A 24,776-nucleotide genomic window follows, 5' to 3' on the forward strand; every position below is an offset into this window, starting at 1 on the left:
AATGGATCGCTTCGTATCGATTGTCATTTTTGTAACTGTAATTCTCGCGAATCAATCGCAAGCTGAATTGGCGGCGCCATACGGCGTTTCTCAAATCGCTGATGGCAGCAAGGTGGTTGTCTATTGGTACTATCCAGCGGTTAATGAGACGACGCTGGCTGGGATTGACGACGAGCCAAATTCATACATTCTCTATGGGACATCAAATTGCGGGGCGAAGCTGGCATCTGTGTTCGATCTTCCAAACAGTCTTTGTGCGATTGAGGCAGTGGAGATACGCCTTTGGCCGAACGATCCATTTCCGCGACTGCCTGGTGACGAGCACTCTTCATTCGGACTGTGCGTAGACTCGGTTCTATGCACTGATGAGTCAACGGAGCGTTTTTGGTATAAGGACGGATTGACTGCCGGGTCGAGTGCAGGTGGGTGGTTGAGATTTCCGGTGAGGAAGGTCCTTTGTTCGGATAGCGTCGCAATGGAGTTCAATTGGCTCAACGGCACTCCAGCGGCGCCATTGCCGGCAGTTGTCTATACAATGAATTATGTCAATTCGCACATTGGCGCAATCAAGAATGGCGTGATGGAATGGAGCAAGCTCGTTGACGTTGCGGCATTGATGCGGGTGCAGGTGAACCTTGCTGATGTTTATGAAAGCCGGGCAACGGGCAACGCAACGCCGGACTCGTTCAGCGTTTTTCTGTTTGATACGCCGGAAGGAAAGACTCCTGACGAAGTGTCAGTGATTACGATCGAAGATTCGCTTCATGTCGGTATCGAACGTGAAAATGCAGAGGGCAAGTTTGTTGCGGTGGCAGCGTGGCAAGACAATGTAATGGGGCCAAAGTCGGAACTGATACAGATCGATGCCGCCACGTCTGTTGAAGAGGAGATATTGCCAGGCGTGTTGGGCGATCTCTCGCAGAACTATCCAAATCCGTTCAATGCAGAGACGACAATCCAATCACGAAGCGGAAACGATGTTGTCGTTCTTGATTTGTTGGGCAGAAATGTGCCGATTAGAAGCGAAACATCGGGGCGAAGACGGGCTTTACCAATTTGCGTGGGATGGCAGAAATAGGAATGGAATTCAAGTCCCGAGCGGGGTTTATTTCTATCGCCAAGAGGGTCAAAAAGGAGTCAAAAAACTGATTCTGCTAAAGTAGTGCGGTGCCATCAGTTTGGACGCGGGCAGTCGAGTAAGTCACCCTAAATATGTCTCGAATCGAAACAACGGGGCAATTTGGGCACGCAATCTGTTAAATAATTAAGCAGTTGCTGTCGATTAACTTAGATATGGAGCGCACCGTCCAATCTACATTGTCGCCGGAAGTCCTTGCGGCATTCCTGCGTGAGGTTACAGCTGCAGCCAAGAAGATTGGAATTTACCCTGCTGGACATCCCGCAACAGTCAAAGCCGCTGAACGCCCGTTCACACTTCTTCGCGAACTGTTAGAATCGGGTCGCGCCGTTGTGTTTGCACTAAGCGAGGGAACTTTGGTTGGCGATGGCGCACCGTTAGATGCAAAATTGATGACAGAAGGACTCGGCAAGGCGTTAACCGAATCGGGTTTGTCGTCCATTACTTTTGAGCCGGGTATCACGAGTGAAGAGTTTGAACTGTTGCTCGCCCAGCTTAATCTCAAGAAGGAACATCGAGACCTGCTCAAGTTCTCAGAAGACCGGCAGGTTCGCAAGATCAGGTTCGGCAAATTTCAGTATCAGCTTGTAAAGGATAATGAGCGCGTAATCTCCGAAGATGAAATGACTTTCGGTGGCGGCGGCTCTGGAAGCGGAAGCGGTTCCGGTGGTGGTTCGGGAGAGTACTCGCTGGACTCGCCCGAGGTAGTGCAACAGGTCGAGCGCACGATGTCGGATGTACTGCGCAAGTACCCTGAGCTACTGCTTCAAATCGTCGTTCGCAAACTCGGAGTCAGCGGCAGCGGAGGTGGAAGCGGCGGCGGTGTTGGCTCGGGAATTGGTCCTGGAGACGGTAAAGGCGGACGCGGAACCGGCTCAGGAAATGGCGGAGGCAGCAGCAGCGGCTCAGGCAATGGTGGCGGCAGCGGTACGGGTACCGGAGGAAATGGCGAAGGAGCAGGCTTCGGCGGCGGAGGCTCAGGAGGCGGATCAGGCAGCGGGCGCGGCTTAGGTATCGATAGCGAAATTGAATGGAATGGCAATATTGCCAGCGCTGTGCGTGAAGGATTACGTGCGCTGGGAGTTGCTTCAGCGGGCGGTACAGGCTCCGGTTCCGGCAGTGGTACGGGCAGCGGTTCTGGAAGCGGCTCAGGGAGTGGATCGGGAACCGGTGTCAAGTTTTCGCCGGACGACTATAAGAAACTCAAGGACGCATTCAAGCAGGTTGACAACGAAGAGCTGCTTGGGCTTTTGATATCGGCCCTGAAAGTCTCACTGGGAGAATCGAAAGGTGTCGACCGAGTCGAAGTTGGCAAAACGTTGGTCGGTTTCCGCGAGTTGCTTGCCGAACGCGACGCGATTGAAATGCTACCGCGACTCAAGGCGGAAATCGAGAGCCTTGATCTTGTAGACAACGATTATTTGCGAGAGATTCTTTCGGCTGACGCGACTCCGAAAAAAGTGGCGCATATCGAGATTGAGAACTTCAAGTCAGATTTCTTCATGGGAGCCGTGAATCCGAGCAATGTTGACGATGTACTCGGCTGGCTGGAGACGATCAGCGATAAACAATATACCGAAGACTTCATCAAGAAATTCTACGATGGGATGGCGCGGCAGGGTTACGAGCTGACAGAAACGCAGCACGAGGCGCTATTGCGGTTTGCTTCGCTGTGTGCGGAAGACGCAGGCGCCCAGGTTTCGCGCGAGCAGATTCATGAAATCCGCGAGCGGCTATCGGACCCGGCAGTCGATCTGAAAGAATTTATGCTGTTGGCGGAGATGCTTGAGAAGTACTATCTCAAGTACATCGAGCTTGATTTGTATAACGAAGCGGGGGTATTGCTGGATCTGGTGATTCAGAAGCAGGACGCTGAAGTAATATACACCGAGGGCGTGACTGAATATGCCGCCAAGGTGTATCAGCGGATGTCCTCGGCGCAGTTGGCGGAGCAATTGGTAGCCAAGCTGGGCAAGAGCCTTGAACTGGTCGGCAAGCCGATGATTCCTCTGTTGGAGAAGTTCAGCAATCTTGAGCCGATCTTGGTGTTTGCGAGTTACCTGAACCATCAGGATCGCGGCGTTCGAATCACACTGATTCGAATCCTGTCGAGCTTTGGAGAGAAGACTCTTAACGCATTCAAACTGGTATTGTCGGATCGAACTCTGACTCAGCGACCGCTGGGCAAGTCGGAGCTTCCGACCGAGACGTGGTTCAAACTGCGGAATTTGATCTTCGTGTTGGGTAATATCTTGCATCCGGACTCGGTGGACATTGTCCGCAAATTCGCACAGGATCCAGATGACCGCGTGGTTATGGAAGCTTTGCTGGCGCTGGAAAAGCTTGGCGGACCGGAGTCGGCAAAGGTAGTTGCCAAATTGTTGCAACATCCGACCCATGAAATCCATGTTAAAGCCCTGCATGCGCTTGGACAGATCGGCACCCAGGACGAATATCCCTATGTTGAAGACTATTTCCTGCATAATGTGACCGATAGACAGGCGATTCTGCCGGTTCTGATAAGACTGGACAAACAACGGAGCTTAAGCTTCCTTGCCCAAGTTCTCCTTGGCGAGTCAGAAATTTATAACAAACTGTTCGCAAAAGCGGATGAAGAGTTGAACGAGACGATAGTGAAAACGTTTATACTGTTGAGATCGGTGATCTTCGACGATGTTTTGCGCAAATATGTGCGCATTTCAACGCGTTCACTTTTCGGGCAGTTCCGCAAGTCCGAATCCGTAAAAATGGCAGAACGGTATTTAAAGACCGTCTCGACAGATGAATGATGAAGTTGTAAATACACTGGCTATTGGCGGCGCTGCTGCTTCTACCAAGCGTTGCGTCAGGTCAATTCTATTTTGGGAAGAACAAGGTCCAGTACCAGCCGTTCAACTGGAAAGTGCTGGCGACGCCGCATTTTCGTATCTATTTTTACGATCAGGAAAGCGATCTCGCTGAAATTGCTGCGGCAGCTGCGGAAGAGTCGTACGATCTTCTGGCCGACAAGTTTAATCACCACATATTTCGCAAAATACCGCTGATCATCTACAGCGCGCCTACTTTCTTCACTCAGACAAATGTAACCCCGACCTTATTGCCGGAGAGTGTTGCCGGATTTACCGAGTTCTACAAGGGCCGTATGGTTGTGCCGTTTAACGGCTCGATTGCGGATTTCCAGAGGGTTATCCGGCACGAACTAGTGCATGTGTTCACATTTGACAAGATTCCGTCAGTGATGTCGCAGCATCGGAAACTGAGTTTGTACGGACCGCCACTGTGGTTCACAGAAGGGCTGGCGGAATTTTGGTCGCGCGAGTGGGATTCTGAGGCTGACATGGTGATGGCGGACATGGCGCTGGAAGGCAACCTGCGACCGATCCATGAACTCGAGTACTTGTCGGGCACGTTCTTCATGTACAAGTACGGCGAGTCGTTTTGCCATTTTGTAGCGGACAATTACGGCGAGGACAAGCTTCAAGTCATTTTCGACAATTGGTGGAAGACCAAGACATTCAGGCAGGTGTTCAAGCTTACCGTCGGGAAGTCGCTCGAAGAAGTCGGCGCTGAGTGGGTGTATCACCTGAAGAAGAAATACTTTCCCGAGCTCAAGGACAGTGATCTGCCTGAGCGGGTTTCGACGCCTTTGGCGGAGAAGCTGTTCGCAGTGAAGCCGCTGCCGCTGAATATTACCTATCGCGGCGCTTCCGACTGGATTGCTTACAAAGCGAATAAACTGGGATACTCGGGGCTGTACATGCGGTCGCCGTCGACGGATCAGGAAGTGACTTTGGTGAAGGGGGAACGTTCGCCGGCATTTGAATCGCTGCATTTGCTGCAATCGAAGATTTCCGGGACGGATGACGGGCGGATCGTGTTTGTTTCGAAGCGATATGAACGCGATGTGCTATACGTCTATAATGTCTTTGAAGAGAAAATCACCGAGACGTTTGAATTTCCGAAACTGTATCAACTTCTCTCGCCGACTTGGTCGCAAGATGGAAAGAGTATCGTGTTTTCCGGCGCATCGACCCGGGGATATCACGACTTGTACTTGTTTTCGGTAGTGGATTCCTCGTTGAAACGGCTGACGGATGATATCTACTTCGATACCGAGCCGGTCATCGATCTGGACGGCAGTATCGTGTTTTCGTCGGACCGCTGCAGTTTTGGTTACGCCGGTTTCAGCAATCTCTTCCGACTGTCCCTTGCTGATTCAACGATCACGCCTTTGACGTATGGACGATTTAACGATCGCGCGCCATTCATTTCTGAAGAGGGAATACTGTTCTCATCTGATCGTGTTGGCGTGACGAATACATATCTGCTCAAGCGCGGCGGGGGGCTTCACCGCGTGAGCAATTTTGCGACGGGTGCGTTTGATCCGTGCCTTCATGATGGAAAGCTGGTGTTCTCTGGTTACCAGCGATTTGGATTCAATCTCTTTTCACTTCCTCTGGACACGACGGACTTAGAGGAAGTTCAGGTCGAAGAACCGCAATACACACTTTGGAGTCCTACGCGATTAGGCGGCGACGAAGAAGAAGGCGTGGTCGACTATGCCAACGAGTTCTCATTCGATATCGCGCAGTCGGCCATTTCATACGATGCGGTGTTTGGAACGATCGGTGGGTTCCAGGCAGTGTTCTCGGATATGCTTGGTAATCAGATGTACTATGTATTGCTGTCAAATTCGGCGAGCGAGAAGAGCGAGTTGCTGGAATCGTTTAATGTCGGGGTGACATACATCAACAAGAGTCATCGGATTAACTATGGAATCGGCGCTTACCACTTGTATGACGAACATTTCGATGACTATGAGGGGTATTATTCAGAGCGACAAAGTGGTGTTCAGGGGTTGGTTTCTTATCCAATATCGAAGTTCTCGCGCGTCGAGACCTCGATGTTTGCGCGGCACTCTTTCAAGAAGCGGCCGCTGTTCCAGGATGAGCGACACGCAATACTTGCGACTAACTATGCTTCAATCATTCATGACAATTCGCTCTGGGATATTTCGGGACCGTTGGACGGAATCCGCGCCAATGCGACAGTCGGATTGACGACGGACTTTTACTCAGGACGTATTTTCAATCGACTGGCGTTTGTGGATTTGCGGAACTATCTGCGAATCCGCAAGTATTCGGCGTTTGCGACCCGCGCTTTCGGGTTTATATCTTCCGGTGAAGAGCCGCAGAGGATTTATCTTGGCGGCAGCTGGTCGCTGCGCGGATATGATCGAAGGGAATTCTACGCTCGCAAGGTACTGCTTTTCTCCAACGAATTGCGCTTCCCATTGATCGATAATTTGTTCATCGGGTTTCCATTTGGACCAGTCGGATTCCAAGCAATTCGCGGGGCGCTGTTCTTTGATGCAGGGTCTGCCTGGAATGACGATTTTGATCGATTCTATGGGTCATTCGGATTTGGAGCGCGTGTAGCGCTGGGCTACATGGCGGTGCTGAGGTTTGACTTTTCGAAAAAGACAGACTTTCAGAAGCTGGAACCGGGGATGAAATTCGATTTCTTCTTTGGATGGAATTTCTAAGTCGAATCTGCTCATAATTTCTTGTTGCTCGCCATCAAAACCGCTTACTTCACTTCATGATTAAGACACCGAACTCTGACGGGGCAATGAACGTTCGCGGCAATGTCGTCGTCATAGTGATTGTATTGGTAATGGGAATAGCGGCTCTCGTGACGGTACTGTTCAAGCCGGCGCCGATGTCATCAGTTGAGGTTGCGAGGGAGAAGCAGATGCAGGTGTATCAGAATGCGGACTTTGCGACAGCGGATCAAATCCGGCAATTGCCGCAAGAAAAGATAGACCAATATATTGATGTGCTGAACTACGTCCTGCGAATAAGAGACTCTCTAAGTGTAATGAAGAACGCTGACGTTGCGGTGAGCGATGCAGAGTATAGTGTCGCGGAAGCAAATCAGAAATTGGTGATTACGGGATTGACACAGCGGGAGGCTGCGGCGCGTGCAAAGGCGCTTCAGTACATTGGGCGTGATTTATCGCCGGTAGTTGATAGTCTCTATGAACTGGTGCACCGGCCGATGCCGATGTTTCCACAGGACTCCATACTGATTCGGGAGCGGAATCTGACTTTTGAGAGGTATATTGCACACATATTTGATTAGTCGCGGGATCATTCTGGTTTGCTGTTTGTTGATGTTCGGCTGTGTGCCGTCGTTCAAGAAGTTCAGGCAGACGGACGATGTAAATTCGGGGTTCATCCAGCATCGCGTTAACGCTAACGGCAATGCGGTGACGGAATCCAAGGGCGAGCCGCTTAGCCGGGTAGTATTCGAACGCAAATTGAACTCGGCGGTGTCGGCGCAGATTGTCGGCAACTCGCAATTCATCGTTGTGCCGACTTACAACAAGCGCATCTATTTTCTGAATCCGCAAAACGGCGACGAAATGACGGCATTGGTTACGGAGTCGGCTGTCAGCGATGCTGCTGCGTTGCGAAACGAATTGCTCTATTATGCAGAAGAGGCGGGCGGCGACCGGTTGGTTTGCTTCAATCTTGTCAGCGGAAAGATAGTGTGGCAGCAGCGAATGAGAGACCCGCAAGGTGCGCCAATTATTGAAGGCGACGAGGTGCTGATCGGCGCCAGCGACGGAGATGTATTTTGTCTCAATCGGTGGACGGGTGATAGCGTGTGGGTGCATTCTTCCAAACGAACGATCTATCCGACAGTGTCGGCGAATTCCGAGATCGTGGTGTTTGGAACGGATTCAGGCGAGATAGTGGCGCTTGATCGAAAGAAAGGCGAACGACTGTGGTCGTTCTCGGCACACGGGGCAATCTATGCGCAGGCGTTGATTGAGGGACTGGTTTACTGCGGTTCGGCGGATGGAAGTATGTATGCTTTGCAGCCAAAGACAGGTGAGCTGGTATGGAAGTTCGAGACGACGAATCAGATTCACACGACGCCGGTATTAGTGGACGGCCGATTGGTTTTCGGCAGCGATGACAACACGGTGTACTGTCTCAGCGCGACAGACGGCGGCGTATTGTGGAAATATGAGACGAGTGGAATTGTACATGCTTCACCGATTGCGATTGGCCGGACATTCGTAGTGGCGAACAGCGCAGGAGGAGTCTATCAATTCGGGTTTGACGGAACCAAGATGGCGGAGTTCCAGGTGCGTGGTTCCGTTGAGGCGCCGCCGGCTTTCATTAACGGAATGCTCTACATCGGAACCACACAGAGGCGAGTCTACGCGTTTGGTTCGGCGCAAGCGCCTGCCAATGTGCCATAACTTCTCTGTCGACTTGGCGCGAATTCTGCCGAGTTGACATTTTCTCTGCTATTTCGGCAGTCGTATCTTTCCAATAATCAACTTCAACAAAACAATGTAAGTCAGTGATAAATCATGTGTTACGAGCCAATCGACAAAGTTGGCACGGTCTCTGCTATTAGTATGGCTGTCAGCAACGGTGCTGACGAGAAACGAAAGTCAGAGTAACTAAGTAATAGCAGAGGAGGAAACAGTATGTATCTCACAGTATCAAGACCCCGCAATCGGTTCGGCCTGATGAATGGCGAAATCGACCGTATGTTCAACGAAATCTTCAACGGTGGATCAGTTGTCGAAAGCGAAGTCGGCTGGGTGCCGCGCGCTGATGTGCACGAAACCGATGAGACGTTCCTGATTCAGCTGGATGTTCCGGGAATCGACAAGAACGACATCAAGGTGAAGTTCGAAGACAACACCCTGATTGTCAGCGGTGAGCGGAAATACGAGAACAAGGAAGAGGACAAGAATTACCGCCACGTCGAGCGAATCTACGGCACGTTCACCAGAACGTTGAAACTGCCGAAGGACGTCGACGCGCAGAAGATCGCAGCCAACTACAAGAATGGTGTGCTTGAGATCACTCTGCCGAAGGCGGAAGAAGTGAAGCCGAAAGAGATCGAAATCAAGATCGGCTAAGACAAATCGCTGAAACGTGTTTCTCGAAGCCCGCATGGAGGACCCGTGCGGGCTTCATAATGAGAGCAGGTAAGCTGTAATCGAGAGGAGAATAGACAATGTCGAACAAAATAATTGGAATAGACCTGGGAACGACGAACTCGTGCCTGTCCGTGATGGAAGGCAACGAGCCGGTGGTGATCCCGAATTCGGAAGGTGCGCGGACCACGCCCTCGGTGGTTGGTTTCAAGGGCAGCGAAAAACTCGTTGGCCAGATTGCCAAGCGCCAGGCGGTGACGAATCCTATGAATACCGTGTTCTCGGTGAAGCGGTTCATGGGGCGCAACTTTGATGAAGTAACGAGCGAGATCAAGAACTTCCCTTACAAAGTTAAGCGGGGAAGCAACGGTCTGGCTGTAATCGAAATAGCAGGCAAGGACTACACGCCGCAGGAAGTCTCGGCGATGATTCTCGCGAGGCTGAAACAGGCTGCAGAGGATTACCTTGGGCAGAAGGTGACAAAGGCCGTGATCACTGTGCCGGCGTACTTTAATGATGCACAGCGTCAGGCGACTAAGGATGCCGGCAAGATTGCCGGGCTTGAGGTGATGCGAATCATCAACGAGCCGACAGCGGCGGCGCTGGCTTACGGTCTTGACAAAAAGAAGAGCCAGAAAGTTGCCGTGTTCGATCTCGGCGGCGGTACTTTTGATATTTCCATTCTCGAATTGGGAGATGGAGTATTCGAAGTGTTGTCGACCAATGGTGACACGCATTTGGGCGGCGACGACTTCGACAAGCGCATCATCGATTGGATGGTCGCGGAATTCAAGAAGACGGATGGAATCGACCTGTCGCGTGATCCGATGGCGATTCAGCGTTTGAAGGAAGCCGCTGAGAAAGCGAAGATCGAACTGTCGTCCACTAAGGAGACGACGATCAATCTTCCGTTCGTAACAGCGGACGCTTCAGGTCCGAGGCATTTGAATCTGACTTTGACACGCGCGAAATATGAGGGCATGGTGGAAGACCTGATTGCCCGCAGTATGGAACCAGTGCGCAAGGCGATGGCTGATGCCAAGGTGTCGAACAGCGATATCGGCGAAGTGGTGCTGGTCGGCGGTATGACCCGTATGCCGAAGGTGATCGAAGAAGTCGAAAAATTCTTCGGCAGAGAAGCGCATAAGGGTGTCAACCCGGATGAAGTCGTGGCGATCGGCGCGGCGATTCAGGGCGGTGTCTTGACCGGCGACGTGAAGGATGTGCTTCTTCTGGATGTGACACCGTTGTCTCTGGGTCTTGAGACGCTCGGCGGAGTGGCGACCAGATTGATTGAGCGCAATACGACGATTCCGACCAAGAAGGCGCAGGTGTTTTCGACCGCGGCTGATAATCAGAACTCGGTGGAGATACATGTGCTTCAAGGTGAGCGCGAGATGGCGATCGACAATCGCACGATCGGGCGGTTCATTCTTGACGGTATTCCGACGGCGCCGCGTGGCGTACCGCAGATCGAAGTGACATTCGATATCGACGCCAACGGCATTCTCAATGTCTCGGCGCGTGATCTTGGAACCGGCAAGTCGCAGAATATCCGGATTGAGTCGTCATCGGGACTTTCGAAGCCCGAAATCGAGAAGATGGTGCGGGATGCTGAGTCGAATGCCGATGCTGACCGCAAGCGCAAGAGCGAGGTCGAGACGAAGAACAACGCCGATCAACTTGCGTTCCAGTGCGAGAAGTTCGTGAAGGAAAATGGTGACAAGGTTGACGCTTCGGTGAAGAGCGATCTTGAGAGCCAGATTCAGAAGGTTCGCGAGCTGACGAATGGAACGGACTTTGCGGCGATGAAGTCAGAGACTGACCGCTTGCAGACGATCATGCAGAATGCATCATCGCAGTTGTACCAGCGGGCTGCTTCGCAGCAGCAACAGCAAAGTCAGGCGCAACCGCAAGGGGATAACGGTGGTCAAACACAGGGCTCTCCGGGTGGTGAAGCGGTGGATGCGGACTATGAGGTCGTGAAGTAATCTGTATGTTCACAATGAAAAGACCCCTCTCTGGAAACGGAGAGGGGTTTCTTTGCAGATTGGTACTTACGGGCAATGCGGTTCGGGACCGCCGAGCCAAATATAGCTGATTAGATACACAGCATCGGAATTGCTCATGTGACCGTTGCCATTGGCGTCGCCAAGACATGGCGTGGCTGGCATTGGTCCCCCGCCAAATATCATTGCAATGAGCCATATAGCATCAGTGATAGTGAAATTACCGGAGCTGTTCACATCTCCGCAGAGACAGAATGTTCGAAGCATCGGCTGTAAAGCGTTGAGATTGTCGTCAAGGAACATTGGATAACGGCAGGCGGAGTTCGGCGGTTCGAATACGCCGGTCATATAGGGTCCAAGGTCGGTGTAGGTAAAGCTGGTATAGCGCGTGCTTGTTGAAAACGGCATCTCAATTGTGATATAGCACAGTGTGTAGGTTCCGGGAGGAACCGATCCAGTCAGGTCGGAAAGTAAAATCGTTCCAGCAGCAGTGTCAATCTTGACAGCGATGTTTTGATCGGGCCAAGTCGAGCCTGCGAGACTGACGGATATTGCCTGCGGGATCTGGCCATCAACTCTGACGGCTAACGGCAGATCGAATGCCCGGATGTTGCTAGACGAGGAGTTTGTGAACTCCAAAGGGAAGGTCGAAGTGCTTTGATTCTGCGAGAAGAGTCGCTGGTACCTAATCGTCATCTGATTTGTCGGCTGGGCGACGATTTTGGGCTGGGTAACGCAACTCGCGGGCTGCATCGATGCGCTCAAGATGAGATCGCGGACAGTAATCAGGTCGTAGCCATCGATATCACGACAGGGCGCAGGGGCGGGTCCGCCGCCGAAGATGAACTGGGTGATGTACACATAGTCGCTGATATTGTAGGAGCCGTCGCCGTCGATATCGCCGCAGACGACGCTGTCGCAGGTGTCGGCGCGGAGGTCTAATGTTGGAATCGAGACAAAGGTGAGGCTCAGAATCAACGAAAATAGCTTCAACTGACGGTTCATATTCATCTCCAACGTTCAAATCTTATGGGCAAAGCGGTTCGGGACCGCCAAAGAAGTGAAAGCCAATTAAAAACACAGCATCGGAAACGCTCATGTCGCCACTGCCATTGGCATCGCCGAGACATGGCTGTGAGGGCAAAGGTCCCCCTGCAAACACAGCGGTAATGATATATACAACATCAGAGATAGTGAAACCACCGGAGTTGTTTGCATCGCCGCAGAGACAACCCTCAACAAACGCGCCGGGAACCAAGTCGTGGTCCGCGGCAAAATAGAGGCCTTTATCGATGGCGTTTTTAAGACTAGTCAAAGTGCCACCGTCAGACTGGCCGGCCAATACGACGCCGTAGTAAAGCGTGTCACTACTGGTAACGGTCTGATTCCTATCGAGCACCAGTACGGAAACGAGATCGGTAGCTGGTCCGGTCCCAACGCCGGGATCGGCAAAACCGGGTGCAATCGAATATTGTCCGTCCTGGAGAATGCTCATGCGATTCCAGATAGAATCGTTTTCGAAGACCCCGGCCTCCGGATAGATGTAGGTGGATGCTGGGAGTACTAATCCGCCAATGATCTGTCGCCTGTAACTAAGTCCGGCCATTGCAGCATATCTGCTGGCATTATTGTTGGGTCCGTCAGTAGATGCACCACGCTGGTAGACCATCGAGCGGGAAGGATCAACTCCACAGTAGTTGCGCGAGAAAGAGTCTGCTGGAACGTCCACATCGACATAATACGCGATGGTTAATCCGGTAACGGTTCCGCCGTTGGGTCCCTTGTAGATCTTGAACTCGGCAACCATAGAGTTGCATGTATCCGGGTGTTTGGCGGCAAACCAACGTACATCGAACATGATTGTCGAGTCGCGATTGTAGCCCTTGCCCGCGGCCACGCGATGGCTGGCATAGGAAACTGAATCGATGGTCATAGCGATCGCATCCGGATACAAATATCCAAACGGGTTCGATGGTGTGGGAATCCCGGTTCCCTGGAGACTAGTCGAATAACTCAGATTGGCGGCAGAATTGCCGAGTATGAGATAGCCATCATAGATGTAGTCGTTTGGATCCCCAAAATAGCTAAAAGCATACCCGGGTGTGTTCGACGCGATCTGTGAGTTTGGATAAACATCCATGCGCAGGCAGGCCGTGCGCAGGCCGCGTTCAGGCGGGATATCAGCCACCGAATTCTTGCCGGAGTTTTCGGCAAAGAGAGTCATCGCGACTGTGAGGGAGATCAAGGAGAGAAAGATTACTCGTAACTTGCGAATTGGGCTTCTCATGTTCGCAACCTCCTGAATTGCACGTGTTTCGCGGTGCAAGGTTGGTAGAATGCTATTGTTGAATTCAATATAGGATGGAATGCGATTCTTAGCAACACTATAGTTGCGCCAGATATCCATGATTGTTAGGGCGATTGTGATATGCGGCTGAGTCGATTATGGACAACGAGGAGGCGGGCCGCCTAAGATGTACACAATTAGGTAGATTGCGTCAGAGATGGAAACTCCGCCGCTGCCGTTGGCGTCGCCGAGACAGGGCTGAGCGGGCGGATTGTTGTTCCCGAAAATGTGATATATGATATAGACAGCATCGGAGACAGTCCAAAAGCCGTTGTTGTCGGCATCGCCGCACATACATGTCGGTACAAGCTCGGGTTGCCAGGCGTTGAGGCTGTCATCGAGGAACATGACATAGTTGCAAGCGGAGTTGGGCGGTTCGAAGACGCCGGTCATGTAGGGACCGAGCTCGGTGTATTCGAGAGTAACGTGGCGCACGATGGGAGAGGGTTCGACGCGGACGATGATGTCGCAGATAATGTATTCGCCGGAGTCGATTGGTGTGTCAACATATCGAACAAGAGCAGAACCTGTCGAGGCATCGATAAAGAAGCCCGGAGTTGAGGGTAATGTCGAGGCTTCACGATCAATGGCAAGTGATAGAGGGGTTCGCCATTGACTCGAACTAAGAACGGCATACTGAACGCAAATTAGCCGTAAAGGTAGCCAATTTGAGAGTCTCAACTTAAGGGTCGCGAACTGTCATTTTCATTGATGATTTGATCAAAAGTAATCGATAAATCGGAATTCGTCAGGTCCCTACTAACTTTGGACGCGCAACACATAACGGTGGTTCCGTAACTGGCAAGAACATGTATCTAAAGCACGGAAGAGATCGCGGTGCGTTACGAGATCGTAGCCATCACCGTCAGCGCAGTTCGTGGGTACTGAATTGGGGTGTGAGAGATAATAACTGGCCTGGGCTACATCGGAAATGTTGATGAAGCCATCACCGTTGGCATCGCCGCAGTCCAAGGTATCGCAGGTGTCGGCGCGAAGAGTAATCGGATTTGCCCAAGTGAGCATCAGCGCGAACAGGGCAATCAGAACGAAGTGCGTTATATTGAAGATAGCAGCCTCCTAAAGTCAAAGTAGTATACAACAATATCTACGATTAAGCAAGTGCGAATTCTGGCGTTGACGCGCAAGCAAGGACTAAACATGGCTCGATTTTAACTATATTCTTGTTGCCGCCTTGGGTCGAGATTGTTAAAATGCGGAACACGTCTTCAAGTAAGGAGGAAAAATGAAAAGACGTTTCAGTTTAATGAGAACACTTATCTGCCTTGCGGTGCTTTTCGCGGCATCGTCAATAGCTAACGCTTGTCCGTATTGTTCGAATAATCAGAATTATCTTCAATCGCTGCCTACGGAGTTGATGAAGGGGCGCGGGAACCATCACCACCCGGTGTCGACGAAGAACGCCGAGGCGCAAGCATACTTCGACCAAGGGCTGACGATGTGTTTCGCGTTCAATCACGATGAAGCGATTCGCTCGTTCTGCAAGGCAGCTTCGCTAGACTCGAATCTGGCGATGGCGCATTGGGGGATTGCCTTGGCACTGGGGACAAATTACAATCGCCCGATGGATACCCTTCAGGCAGCAGGGGCTTGGACGGAATTGCAGAAGGCAAGGGCGCTAATGTCGAAAGTAAGCGAGAAAGAGCGCGACTATATCGAGGCGCTGACGAAGCGATACTCGAGTGATCCGAAAGCGGACTACTCGAAGTTTGAGGCGGCGTATTCGGCGGCGATGAAAGCTTTGTGGGAGAAGTATCCGGATGATCTCGATGCGGCGACACTGTATGGCGAGAGCATGATGAATCTCAAGCCGTGGCAGCTCTGGAATCGGGATGGCACTCCTGCAGAGGGGACGGAAGAAATCGTGATGGTGCTTGAAAAAGTGATGGCAAAGAACCCGAATCATCCGGGAGCGAATCACTATTACATACACGCGGTAGAGGCATCGAGAGAACCGCAACGGGCAATGCCGTGCGCAAAGCGTTTGCCTTCTCTTGTGCCGGATGCGGGGCATCTGGTGCATATGCCGGCGCACACCTATATCAGGATGGGCGAATATGAGCAGTCGATACTTGCGAATCGTCAGGCAGTCAAGGTTGACAGTACATACGTGGCCAACGGCGGAGGCGGATTCTATACGATGAGCTACTATCCGCATAACATCCATTTCCTGGCGGTGTCGTGTGCTTTTGCAGGGCGGTACGAAGAGGCAATGCGCGAAACGGCGCGCCTTGAGAGCGAGATATTTCCGTACGCAGCGCAGGATCCAATGGTGGCAGGAATTTTGCCGACACGGTATTTCGTGCTCGCGCAATTCAACAAGTGGGACGAGATACTGGCGACGAACATTCCGGACAGCGGGCTGGCGATCATGGCGACATTCAAGCACTTTGCGAGGGGCATGGCGCAGGCTGCCAAGGGCAATATAACGGCGGCGCGCGAGGAATTTGCAGGCTTCGAGAGTTCCGAGAAGAAAATGCCGGAAGTATGTGTTGTCGGGGCGATCAATGACGCTCGCAAGGCAACGGAGATTGCGCGTCACATGCTTAGGGCGAAGATTGCCGAGGCTGAAGGGAAAGATAGCGAGGCGATTGGACATCTTCGGCATGCAGTCGCGGCTCAGGATACGCTGAGCTATGATGAGCCGGAAGGATGGTATGTCAATTCGAGGGGAAGCTTTGGGAGCGATACTGCTCAAGAACAAAATGGCTCCTGAAGCAGAGAAAGCCTTCCGGGAAGAGTTAGTGGTTCACCCGAAGAGCGGTCGAGCACTGTTTGGATTGTGGGAAGCGCTGAAGGCTCAGGGTAAGGCAGAAGATGCCAAGAAGGTCAAAGCTGAGTTTGATGAATCCTGGAAGATCGCTGATGTGGAGCTGACGTTAGGCGAGCTTTGAGAAACATCCTGTCAAGAGCGGTAAATTGCAGTTTGAGAAGGTCGGGATCGAGAGGTTTCGACCTTTTTACTTTCTTTCGACAACGACAAACATAATGCATTGCCATACGATGAGTTACGCGAATCTATTGATGCAATAGCTCCGATTCCAACTGACGGTTAAAATTGGGCGCACAGTTTTAGTTGACAAAGTTGAATATCGCCAGTATCTAACGCGCCGGCAAGGTTAGTTAATGAGATTAGTACTGCAACGTGTGACATGGGCGAGAGTAAAAGTAGAAAATGAAGTTGTAGGTGCTATCGATAATGGATTCATGGCCTTAGTCGGGGCGACCAATGGAGACAAGGACGTGGACGCTGAAGTTCTTGCCGACAAAACCGTGAACTTGCGGGTTTTCGGTGACGGTCAGGGAAAAATGAACCTGTCGCTTTTGGATGTGGGCGGGTCGCTTCTGGCGGTCAGTCAGTTCACGCTTTATGCGGACACGCGCAAAGGCAGACGACCGGCATTCACCGACGCATTGGAACCGGTCGAGGCTGAACGGTTGTTCGAGCATTTTAAGAAGAGCGTTGCGGCCTCCGGGATTCGAGTAGAGTCTGGCGTGTTCGGCGCCAGCATGGAAGTGGAACTTTGTAACGCAGGTCCGGTGACGATCATTCTCAATTCGGATGAGATGAGAAAATGACAACTATGGGTATTGAGAAGCGATTTGTACTTGATGTAGATGATGCAATTCGAGAGGAGCTTCGGCGACTTCTCGGAGAAGAGCAGATCGTATTGGCATCGGGTTCGCCGCGCAGGCGGGAGATATTGCGATTGGCAGGTGTCGATTGCATTGTTGATCCGCCTGATGTTGATGAGTCGGTCCCGGAAGGTGCCGAGCCAATTGAATTCGCGATCAGATTAGCGAAAGAGAAGTTGGCGGCAACGAACGGCACAGGACAACTTACTGTAGCTGCGGACACGATTGTCGTTCTGGGGAGTATAATTCTGGGCAAGCCGACAGATGCTGCTGACGCCGTGCGAATGCTGAGGACACTTTCAGGGAAGACGCATTTCGTCATAACCGCATTGGCGGTGCGGGATAAGAATGGTCGAGTGATTGCGCAAGCAGACAAGACGTTCGTGCGGTTTCGAAATTTGGATGAGGATGCAATTAGATCATATGTTGAATCTAAGGAGCCGATGGATAAAGCCGGCGCCTATGGAATACAGGGAATGGGTGAACTGCTGGTGGATGGTCTCGAAGGAAGTCTGCACAATGTAATCGGATTTCCGATTGAGATGTTTGTCCGGATGATGCGGGAGTTAAGATCGTGACTTTTGAATTTGGTTCAGATGAAGATGTTCAGTCACTGGGAGATTTTCTGCGGCGTCGCCGTCAAGGGCGAGACTTGTCACTTGAGGAAGTAGCCGAGAGAATCAAAATCCATGTAAAGTATTTGACGGCGATCGAAGAAGGCAAGGATGAAGACCTTCCGGGTCACGTCTATAAGGAGTTGTTCCTCAAGTCGTATTGCGAATTTTTGGGAATCTCAATAGACGAGTTGCTGTTGCGCCTGCCGGAACATGAGCCGGTGCCGGCAGAGCAAGAGGGAGCCGAAGCGACTCCGCAACCGGCAAAGCAGCCAGCCAAACGACCGGCCTATGCGCCGCAGCCGGTGTCGGCGACAGCCGAGGCTGAACCGCAAAAGAATGGCGGCGGCAGCAGATTTCTGGTTGCGACTCTGGCAGTTTTGGTTATAGTCTTGGCGATAGTAGCCGTACAGGTTTATCGCGGCGAGCTGTTCAGCGATCCTAAGAGTTCGACACCAGCGGCTGCGGTGAAAAAACCGGAGCCAATACCTGAGCCAGTGGTTGTCTCTGATTCGACCGGGAATGATACGTTGAGTTCGGTCCCGGCGGCGCAAGAGATGATAAATCTGCTGATGGTTGGACGAGGGGAATGCTGGATCGAGGTCAGTATAGACGGCGACAGCAGTTTTTCGGAACTGATGAAAACGCAGGATACTTTGTGGTTCGCGATGCAGGACAGCATCAGTTTCAAGCTGGGACGGGCGAATAATGTCGATGTTTGGTGCAATGCCCAGCCATTGGCATTGGCGGCGAAAGATGATGGGACCGTGCGTACATACACTTTGACGCGTACCAATTACAAGAACTATGTCGACAGTGCGAGGATTGTGCCTTGAAGTTTAAGGAGAGAATGCAGCAATGGGTAGTGCGCGTGAAATCGCGCCAATGCCGCATGGTTGCCTACGAATTTCCGGGTTCGATTCGCGGATCGAAGCGCATTGTTGTTACTCTTCCGGCCGGCATTCAGACGAACAGCGTATTGCTGAGAATGGTCAGTGAATTGCCGGTGATTTTTCCATCGAGTGATTTGATGGTAGTTGTGCCCGCCGGTTGCACCGAAGTGGCCCGCAAGACGGGGATGCACGCTATCTCGCCGGATCTGTATGCGGCAAACTTGTTCGGATTGCCAAAGCAGGATTTCTTCAAGAAGGTGGCCGATTTTGATTCTTCAGTGTTCATCGATTTCGAGACACATCGGAATATATTCAACGCACTGGTGGCAATCAACTCCGGGGCCGGTCTTAGGATCGGATTAGCCGGAGTCTGGGGAGCGCCAATTCACAACTTCGAGATTCGGTCGAGTTTCCAACATGACGAACTCAAGGTCTATCGCAGTATGATCGATCTGCTGACGTCGATACAATTGACGTCGGTCATGCCTGATTTTCGCGAGACAAATTAACTTCGGGGACAGGAGTCAGACTTGTATTTATCGGGTTTAGAAATACTTGGATTTAAATCATTTCCGTTAAAGACGTCGGTTGAGTTCGCAGCGGGTATCACCGGTGTTGTCGGACCGAATGGTTGTGGCAAGACGAATGTGCTTGATGCTATCCGCTGGGTACTCGGCGAGCAGAGAATTTCGATTCTTCGCGGCGGCAAGATGGAAGATGTCATTTTTGCCGGGACGCGCGAAATGAAACCGCTGGGAATGGCGGAAGTCGCGCTGCACATTGTCAATAATCGCGGAGTCCTGCCAACAGAGTACAACAATCTGACTATTACACGCCGTCTTCACCGTTCAGGTGATTCGGAATATCTTCTCAATAACGTTTCCTGCCGACTCAAAGATATCAATGATCTGTTTGCCGATACTGGGATGGGCGCACATGCATATTCGGTGATTGAGCTGGATATGGTGGAGGCTATTCTCTCCGACAAGGCCGATCAACGGAGGATGTTGTTTGAGGAAGCCGCCGGTATCACCAAGTACAAGCATCGCAAGAAAGCGGCATTGCGGAAGTTGGAAGCGACTGAGCAGGATCTTCTTCGGTTACTGGATATTCTCAGCGAAGTCTCGACGCAGGTCAATAGTCTGAGCCGACAGATGAAGAAGGCCGAGCGATACAAGTATTATGAAGATCGCGTCAAGACTGTCGGACAAGTAATTCTCAAAGAGAAATATCGCAGACTCCACGGACAACTTCAGAGTGTGCGCGACGAAAAGCGGCTGAGTCAGATAAAGCTGGCAGAGCTGAGCGGCGAAATCGACCGCTGGGAATTGGCGCGTGAAGACTACGCGGCAAAGAGCCTCGAATTGTCCGAGCAATTGCGCGAGATACGGCAGAAAGTTGAGGAAGTGTCGTCCAACTGCTACCGCCTCGAGTCAGAGATTTCGGTGACGGAGGAGCGCATTCACTCGGCGGACGTCAGCGAGCAAAATGACCAGCGCGATATTGAGAATCTCAAGATTAAGATAGAACAATTGGCGCAGGAGAAGGTGAACCTCCTATCAAAGAAGGAATCACTTCAAAGCAGTCTTGCCGAAGCCCACGCCGACTTGCTAGCGCGCGAGGCGACACTCAACGCAAAGATCGCCGAGTTGGATCAGGCGCGTAATTCCACGCAGAGCCAGCAACGCGACCTATTTGAAATTGAGGGTAAGAAGAATCTCTCCGAGCAAACGCGGACGCAACTTGGACAGCAAATTGAAGACCTACGGGTGCAAATAGAGAAGATCCGAGAGCGCGAGGCATTGCTTACCACCGAGAACGAAGAATGCGTCAGGAAGCTGGCAATTGTCGAAGAGAGACAGCAGAAGAGCCGTGATGAGATAGCGTTCCTTGAAGAAAGCACAACGGCGCTGAGCACCGAACGCGATGAGACAACAGCTCGATTGGCGGAATTGCAAACGACGCTCAATACGAAGAGTGTGCAGCTTAACACTGTGCAAGCGCAGGCCGAGCTTCTGTCACGGATGATGGCGCACTACGAAGGATATGGCTCGGGTGTCACCAGCATCTTCTCGAATCGCGAAGAGATTCCAGGCGTGATTGATACTGCGGCAAATCTGATTCGCGTCCAGCCGGAATACACGGCGGCGATTGAAACGGCCATGGGTGATGCGGCAGAGTACATTGTCGTAGAGGACCGCAAGGCGGCACACCAAGCAATAACTCATTTGCGTGCAAACAAGCGTGGACGAGCGACATTTATCATCAAGTCGGAACTTGATAGTTGGTCAAAGGATCATAAGCTGGCACGTCCGGGCGGTTTCGGCGGCAACTTGGTTCACGCATCCGAAGTGATTTCGGCGGTGCCGGGATATGAGAAGTTGGCTGATCTGCTTCTGGGCGACGTGTTGATTGTCAATGAACAGAATTCCGCCGAGAAGTTAATCGAATTGGGGCAGGGCGATTTCCGTGTGGTGACGCTTGACGGTCATTATTATCCAGCGCGTCAGATTCATACCGGCGGCGGCGACAAGCAGGTTCCGCTTCTGGGACGCGAGAGCGATCTTACTCGATTGAAAGTTGAGATCGAGGAGTTGACGGGTGTAACGGAATCAACGCGTAGTGAAATCGAACGGTGGGGATTACATAAGACTCAGATTGAAAGCAATCTTGCCGATGCCGCTAGACAGGTCTCGCAACTTCGAAACACAGCGGCGGAACTTCAGATCGAGCAAGCAAGCCACAAGCTACGGGTACAGCAGATCGTGGACTTGCATCGGGAATTCGGCACCGAAACCGAAAGACTGAATGAAAAGAGCCAAAATCTGAGGAGCCAGCTTGAGGCGCTTGAGGGTGATGTCACGCGGTTAGCGGCTGATTCCGAAGGCAGGTTGATGTCGCTACAGTCGCAACAATCCACCGTGGAGACGCTTCAGCACGATGTCAACAGTGCGGCGCAACAAGTCGAGGAATTGCGACTTCGGGGAATTCGTCAGCAGACAGAACTCAACTCGCTGGAAAACAATCTTCAACGCATTGACGAGTTAACCACGGAGATGCACTCTCAGCGCGAGTATCGGATTCGCACGTGTGAAGCGAGAGTGACTGAGATTGCGGGACTAAGAGAACGCATTGCGGATTGCCGCAGACAGCTGGAAGAGAAGGCTGGAGAGCGCGAGTCATTGCGAAGCGAAGAATTGGCGTTGACGTCTAAGCAAGGCGAACTGAGCGAGAAGCAGTCGGAATTCGACCAGATACTCAAAGCGAATCGCAGACAACGCGAAGAACTGAATAATCAGAATCAGACGCTGTTGGTGCAGGAGACTGAACTCAACGCACGTCACGAAGATGTAATCGGTCAGTTGCGTGAGCTTTACGATATTGATGTAATCTCAATCGTCATGCCGGAGCCGCTGGCGGATGAAACGTTCCATGAACTGGAAGCGGAACTTCAGGATTGCCGCAGTAAGCAACAACAGATCGGCATGGTCAACATGCTGGCGCTGGAAGAATATGAGCGTGAGTCGGAACGCGAGCGTTTCTTGCGCGGACAAATCGACGATCTCACCAGAGCCAAAGATGATCTCAAGTCGACGATAACGCGCATCAACACGACCGCGCGCAAGATGTTCTCGGAGACTTTCGTTCAAGTGCGCACGAATTTCCAGCAAGTGTTCGCGGAGTTATTCCAGGGCGGCGAAGCAGATTTGCGTCTTGAGAATGAAGAGGACCCGCTGGAATCGCCGGTGCAAATTTCGGCACGTCCACGCGGCAAGCGGTTTTTGAATATCACGCAGTTGTCGGGCGGCGAAAAGGCATTGACGGCGATTTCGCTGTTGTTTGCCATCTATCTTGTAAAGCCTTCACCGTTCTGTATTCTTGACGAAGTTGACGCGCCGTTGGATGATGCCAACGTAATGCGATTCTTGCGCATGGTGCGGAGTTTCATCGGCAAGACGCAGTTTATCATCATCACTCACAACAAGCGGACGATGGAACAATGCGATCGTCTTTACGGTGTCACGATGCAACAACCGGGTGTGAGCCAGATTGTATCGGTTGATTTTGAGGGCAAGGGTCGACGCACCGAACTTGAGGTGATGAAGTTCACTGGACAAGAGGCAAAGTCTGTTGAGCCGGAACCTCAGCCCGAACCAGTGCTCGCAATGACTGCTTTTGATGAAGAGCTTGGCGCAGAATTCGATGAGCCGGTTGGAAAGAGCGAGAAAGCGATTGAAACGAGACCTGCGGCAGGTGAGTCGACCTTGGGCGGTCCAGAAGATGACGAAGAGTACGATGAAGACGATGACGATGAATACGAGGATGATGATGACGATGATGAGGACGATGATTAATGGGATTCTCGTTTAAGAAGCTCGCCCAGGGGCTTCTCAAGACAAAAGAAAACATCGTCAGCAAACTCAAGACTGCGGTCGGTCTGCACAAGAAGATCGACGCGGGGTTGTTAGACGAAATCGAAGAAATTCTCATTTCCGCAGATATCAGTGTAGAAACAACCGGCAAGGTTGTTGACGATCTCAAATCGCGCGTAGCAAAACAGGGCATTGATAATTCCGATGAAGTGTATGGACTTTTGAAAGATTCGCTGACGGAACTGTTTGCTTTTCAAGATAGCGGGCGTTCGTTCTTTGAAGTGGCGCAGAAGCCTCATGTCATTATGATTGTCGGCGTCAACGGTACCGGCAAGACAACATCGATTGCGAAAATCGCGCGCCGATTCATGAATGACGGCAAGAAGGTAACGATGGCGGCGGCAGACACGTTTAGGGCGGCGGCGATCGAGCAACTGACGATCTGGGCCGGACGCGTCGGCTGTAACATTGTCAAAGGTCAAGAAGGCGGCGACAGCGCATCGGTGGCATTTGATGCCGTATCAGCGGCGATATCGCGGGGCGATGACATGGTGATCATTGACACTGCCGGGCGGTTGCACACCAAGTTGAATTTGATGGAAGAGCTTAGCAAGGTGAAGCGGGTCATCAAGAAGGCGATGCCCGACGCGCCGCATAAGACGTTACTTGTGATCGACGGGACGACGGGGCAGAATGCGCTCCAGCAGGTGGAAATATTTGATAAGTTGCTTCAGCTCGATGGCGTGATCATTACGAAGCTTGACGGGACCGCCAAAGGCGGGGCCGTGTTTTCAATTGTCGACAAGTTCAAACTTCCGGTCGTACTGATCGGAATTGGCGAGCAAATGGACGATCTCGACGAGTTTAAGCCGCGCGACTTCGTCGAAGCAATGTTTGCATGATCCAGCGATTTGCTCTCCGAACGACGGCTCGCAATCAGCTCATCGACATCACCACACAAATTCAAGAGTTCATTAACACCGCAAAATTCCGAGACGGGATCTGCGTGGTCTTCACGCCACATACGACAGCGGCAATAACGATCAATGAGAATGCTGATCCATCGGTGAAATCAGATGTCCTGAAAAAGTTGGGTGAGTCATTTCCCAAAGAAGATGGCTACCGCCACGCCGAGGGAAATTCAGACTCGCACATTAAGTCGTCGTTAGTTGGTTGTTCGGAAACAATCATCGTGGCGAATGGGGCGTTGGTGCTTGGAACGTGGCAGGGTGTGTACTTCTGCGAATTTGATGGACCGAGGAGTCGGGAGTTCATAGTCAAGCTGGTGAGCGGCTGATGTTGCAGATTGAGATTATCAGTGTTGGTAAGATCAAATTCCCTTGGATTCAAGAGGGGATTGATCACTATCGAAAGCTATTGTCGAAGTACGCCGAACTAAAACTGACATCTGTCAAGGAAGCGGACAGCGCGACGCAGACTCCGGCTCAGGTACTTGAAATTGAAGCTGAGCGGATTAGCAAAGCGATAGCACCGCGAAGCTATGTTCTTTTGCTCGATGTACAGGGGAAGCGATTAAGTTCGGAGCAGTTCTCTGCACTGATCAGTCATATCAAACAGGGAAGTTCGCATGTACACTTGGTTGTCGGCGGTGCTTTCGGACTGAGTGATGAACTCAAGCAGCAGTACAAAGACCACATTTCACTTTCGGCGATGACATTTCCGCATGAGCTGACACTCGTCGTACTGCTTGAGCAGTTGTATCGTGCCTGCTCGATTGAAGCGGGATCGAAGTACCACAAGTAGATACAAATAAAAGGC

General features: G+C 51.7%; 21 protein-coding genes. 17 read left to right on the top strand and 4 right to left on the bottom strand.

Annotated elements, in window-relative coordinates; translation table 11 throughout:
• The first annotated feature begins 1 nt into the window (after nt 1).
• From IPH59_01715 to dnaK, 7 genes are all read left to right on the top strand, one after another.
• Nucleotides 2-1,078, top strand: coding sequence for a hypothetical protein (locus tag IPH59_01715; protein ID MBK7090431.1), 1,077 nt, complete (start codon nt 2-4; stop codon nt 1,076-1,078).
• A gap of 215 nt (nt 1,079-1,293) precedes the next feature.
• Nucleotides 1,294-3,927, top strand: a complete 2,634-nt coding sequence (locus IPH59_01720) for a HEAT repeat domain-containing protein (protein MBK7090432.1) — start codon at nt 1,294-1,296, stop codon at nt 3,925-3,927.
• A 23-nt stretch (nt 3,928-3,950) separates the two neighbouring features.
• Nucleotides 3,951-6,683, top strand: coding sequence for a PD40 domain-containing protein (locus tag IPH59_01725; protein MBK7090433.1), 2,733 nt, complete (start codon nt 3,951-3,953; stop codon nt 6,681-6,683).
• A gap of 56 nt (nt 6,684-6,739) precedes the next feature.
• Nucleotides 6,740-7,282: a hypothetical protein gene (locus IPH59_01730; protein ID MBK7090434.1), complete on the top strand. Its 543-nt coding sequence runs from the start codon at nt 6,740-6,742 to the stop codon at nt 7,280-7,282.
• Nucleotides 7,263-8,414: a PQQ-binding-like beta-propeller repeat protein gene (locus IPH59_01735; GenBank protein MBK7090435.1), complete on the top strand. Its 1,152-nt coding sequence runs from the start codon at nt 7,263-7,265 to the stop codon at nt 8,412-8,414. Before IPH59_01730 ends, IPH59_01735 begins: the two co-directional genes overlap by 20 nt.
• Before the next feature lie 234 nt (nt 8,415-8,648).
• Nucleotides 8,649-9,089, top strand: a complete 441-nt coding sequence (locus tag IPH59_01740; protein MBK7090436.1) for an Hsp20/alpha crystallin family protein — start codon at nt 8,649-8,651, stop codon at nt 9,087-9,089.
• Between the two features lie 98 nt (nt 9,090-9,187).
• The gene (gene dnaK, locus IPH59_01745; GenBank protein ID MBK7090437.1) at nt 9,188-11,098 is read left to right on the top strand and encodes a molecular chaperone DnaK; all 1,911 of its coding nucleotides are present in this window, start codon (nt 9,188-9,190) and stop codon (nt 11,096-11,098) included.
• Nucleotides 11,099-11,164: 66 nt separating this feature from the next.
• On the opposite strand, the gene IPH59_01750 is transcribed toward dnaK, so the two are convergent.
• From IPH59_01750 to IPH59_01765, 4 genes are all read right to left on the bottom strand, one after another.
• Nucleotides 11,165-12,121, bottom strand: a complete 957-nt coding sequence (locus IPH59_01750; protein MBK7090438.1) for a hypothetical protein — start codon at nt 12,119-12,121, stop codon at nt 11,165-11,167.
• A 22-nt stretch (nt 12,122-12,143) separates the two neighbouring features.
• Nucleotides 12,144-13,403, bottom strand: a complete 1,260-nt coding sequence (locus IPH59_01755; GenBank protein MBK7090439.1) for a hypothetical protein — start codon at nt 13,401-13,403, stop codon at nt 12,144-12,146.
• A gap of 156 nt (nt 13,404-13,559) precedes the next feature.
• Nucleotides 13,560-14,144 carry a dockerin type I repeat-containing protein gene (locus IPH59_01760; protein ID MBK7090440.1) on the bottom strand — a complete coding sequence of 195 codons (585 nt, stop codon included), beginning with the start codon at nt 14,142-14,144 and terminating at the stop codon, nt 13,560-13,562.
• 78 nt (nt 14,145-14,222) lie between these two features.
• On the bottom strand, nt 14,223-14,486 hold the full coding sequence (locus IPH59_01765) for a hypothetical protein (protein ID MBK7090441.1): 264 nt from the start codon (nt 14,484-14,486) through the stop codon (nt 14,223-14,225).
• A 220-nt stretch (nt 14,487-14,706) separates the two neighbouring features.
• On the opposite strand from IPH59_01765, the gene IPH59_01770 reads away from it, so the two are divergent.
• From IPH59_01770 to IPH59_01815, 10 genes are all read left to right on the top strand, one after another.
• A complete protein-coding gene (locus tag IPH59_01770) occupies nt 14,707-16,197 on the top strand; it encodes a hypothetical protein (protein MBK7090442.1) in 1,491 nt (496 codons plus the stop codon).
• Nucleotides 16,187-16,375 carry a hypothetical protein gene (locus IPH59_01775; GenBank protein ID MBK7090443.1) on the top strand — a complete coding sequence of 63 codons (189 nt, stop codon included), beginning with the start codon at nt 16,187-16,189 and terminating at the stop codon, nt 16,373-16,375. The genes IPH59_01770 and IPH59_01775 overlap by 11 nt, the downstream gene beginning before the upstream one ends.
• A gap of 232 nt (nt 16,376-16,607) precedes the next feature.
• The gene (locus IPH59_01780) at nt 16,608-17,060 is read left to right on the top strand and encodes a D-tyrosyl-tRNA(Tyr) deacylase (GenBank protein ID MBK7090444.1); all 453 of its coding nucleotides are present in this window, start codon (nt 16,608-16,610) and stop codon (nt 17,058-17,060) included.
• 86 nt (nt 17,061-17,146) lie between these two features.
• Nucleotides 17,147-17,695: a septum formation protein Maf gene (gene maf, locus IPH59_01785; GenBank protein ID MBK7090445.1), complete on the top strand. Its 549-nt coding sequence runs from the start codon at nt 17,147-17,149 to the stop codon at nt 17,693-17,695.
• Nucleotides 17,692-18,567, top strand: coding sequence for a DUF4115 domain-containing protein (locus IPH59_01790; protein MBK7090446.1), 876 nt, complete (start codon nt 17,692-17,694; stop codon nt 18,565-18,567). Before maf ends, IPH59_01790 begins: the two co-directional genes overlap by 4 nt.
• Nucleotides 18,568-18,581: 14 nt before the next feature.
• Entirely contained in the window at nt 18,582-19,133 is a 552-nt protein-coding gene (locus tag IPH59_01795; GenBank protein ID MBK7090447.1) for a hypothetical protein, read from the top strand.
• Nucleotides 19,134-19,154: 21 nt separating this feature from the next.
• Nucleotides 19,155-22,979: a chromosome segregation protein SMC gene (gene smc / locus IPH59_01800; GenBank protein ID MBK7090448.1), complete on the top strand. Its 3,825-nt coding sequence runs from the start codon at nt 19,155-19,157 to the stop codon at nt 22,977-22,979.
• Nucleotides 22,979-23,899: a signal recognition particle-docking protein FtsY gene (gene ftsY / locus IPH59_01805; GenBank protein ID MBK7090449.1), complete on the top strand. Its 921-nt coding sequence runs from the start codon at nt 22,979-22,981 to the stop codon at nt 23,897-23,899. The genes smc and ftsY overlap by 1 nt, the downstream gene beginning before the upstream one ends.
• Complete coding sequence (locus IPH59_01810; protein MBK7090450.1) at nt 23,896-24,294, top strand: YjbQ family protein; 399 nt, start codon at nt 23,896-23,898, stop codon at nt 24,292-24,294. The genes ftsY and IPH59_01810 overlap by 4 nt, the downstream gene beginning before the upstream one ends.
• Entirely contained in the window at nt 24,294-24,761 is a 468-nt protein-coding gene (locus IPH59_01815) for a 23S rRNA (pseudouridine(1915)-N(3))-methyltransferase RlmH (GenBank protein ID MBK7090451.1), read from the top strand. The genes IPH59_01810 and IPH59_01815 overlap by 1 nt, the downstream gene beginning before the upstream one ends.
• Nucleotides 24,762-24,776 lie beyond the last annotated feature (15 nt).

The sequence above is a fragment of the bacterium genome (assembly GCA_016708315.1).
GTDB lineage: Bacteria > Zixibacteria > MSB-5A5 > CAIYYT01 > CAIYYT01 > JADJGC01.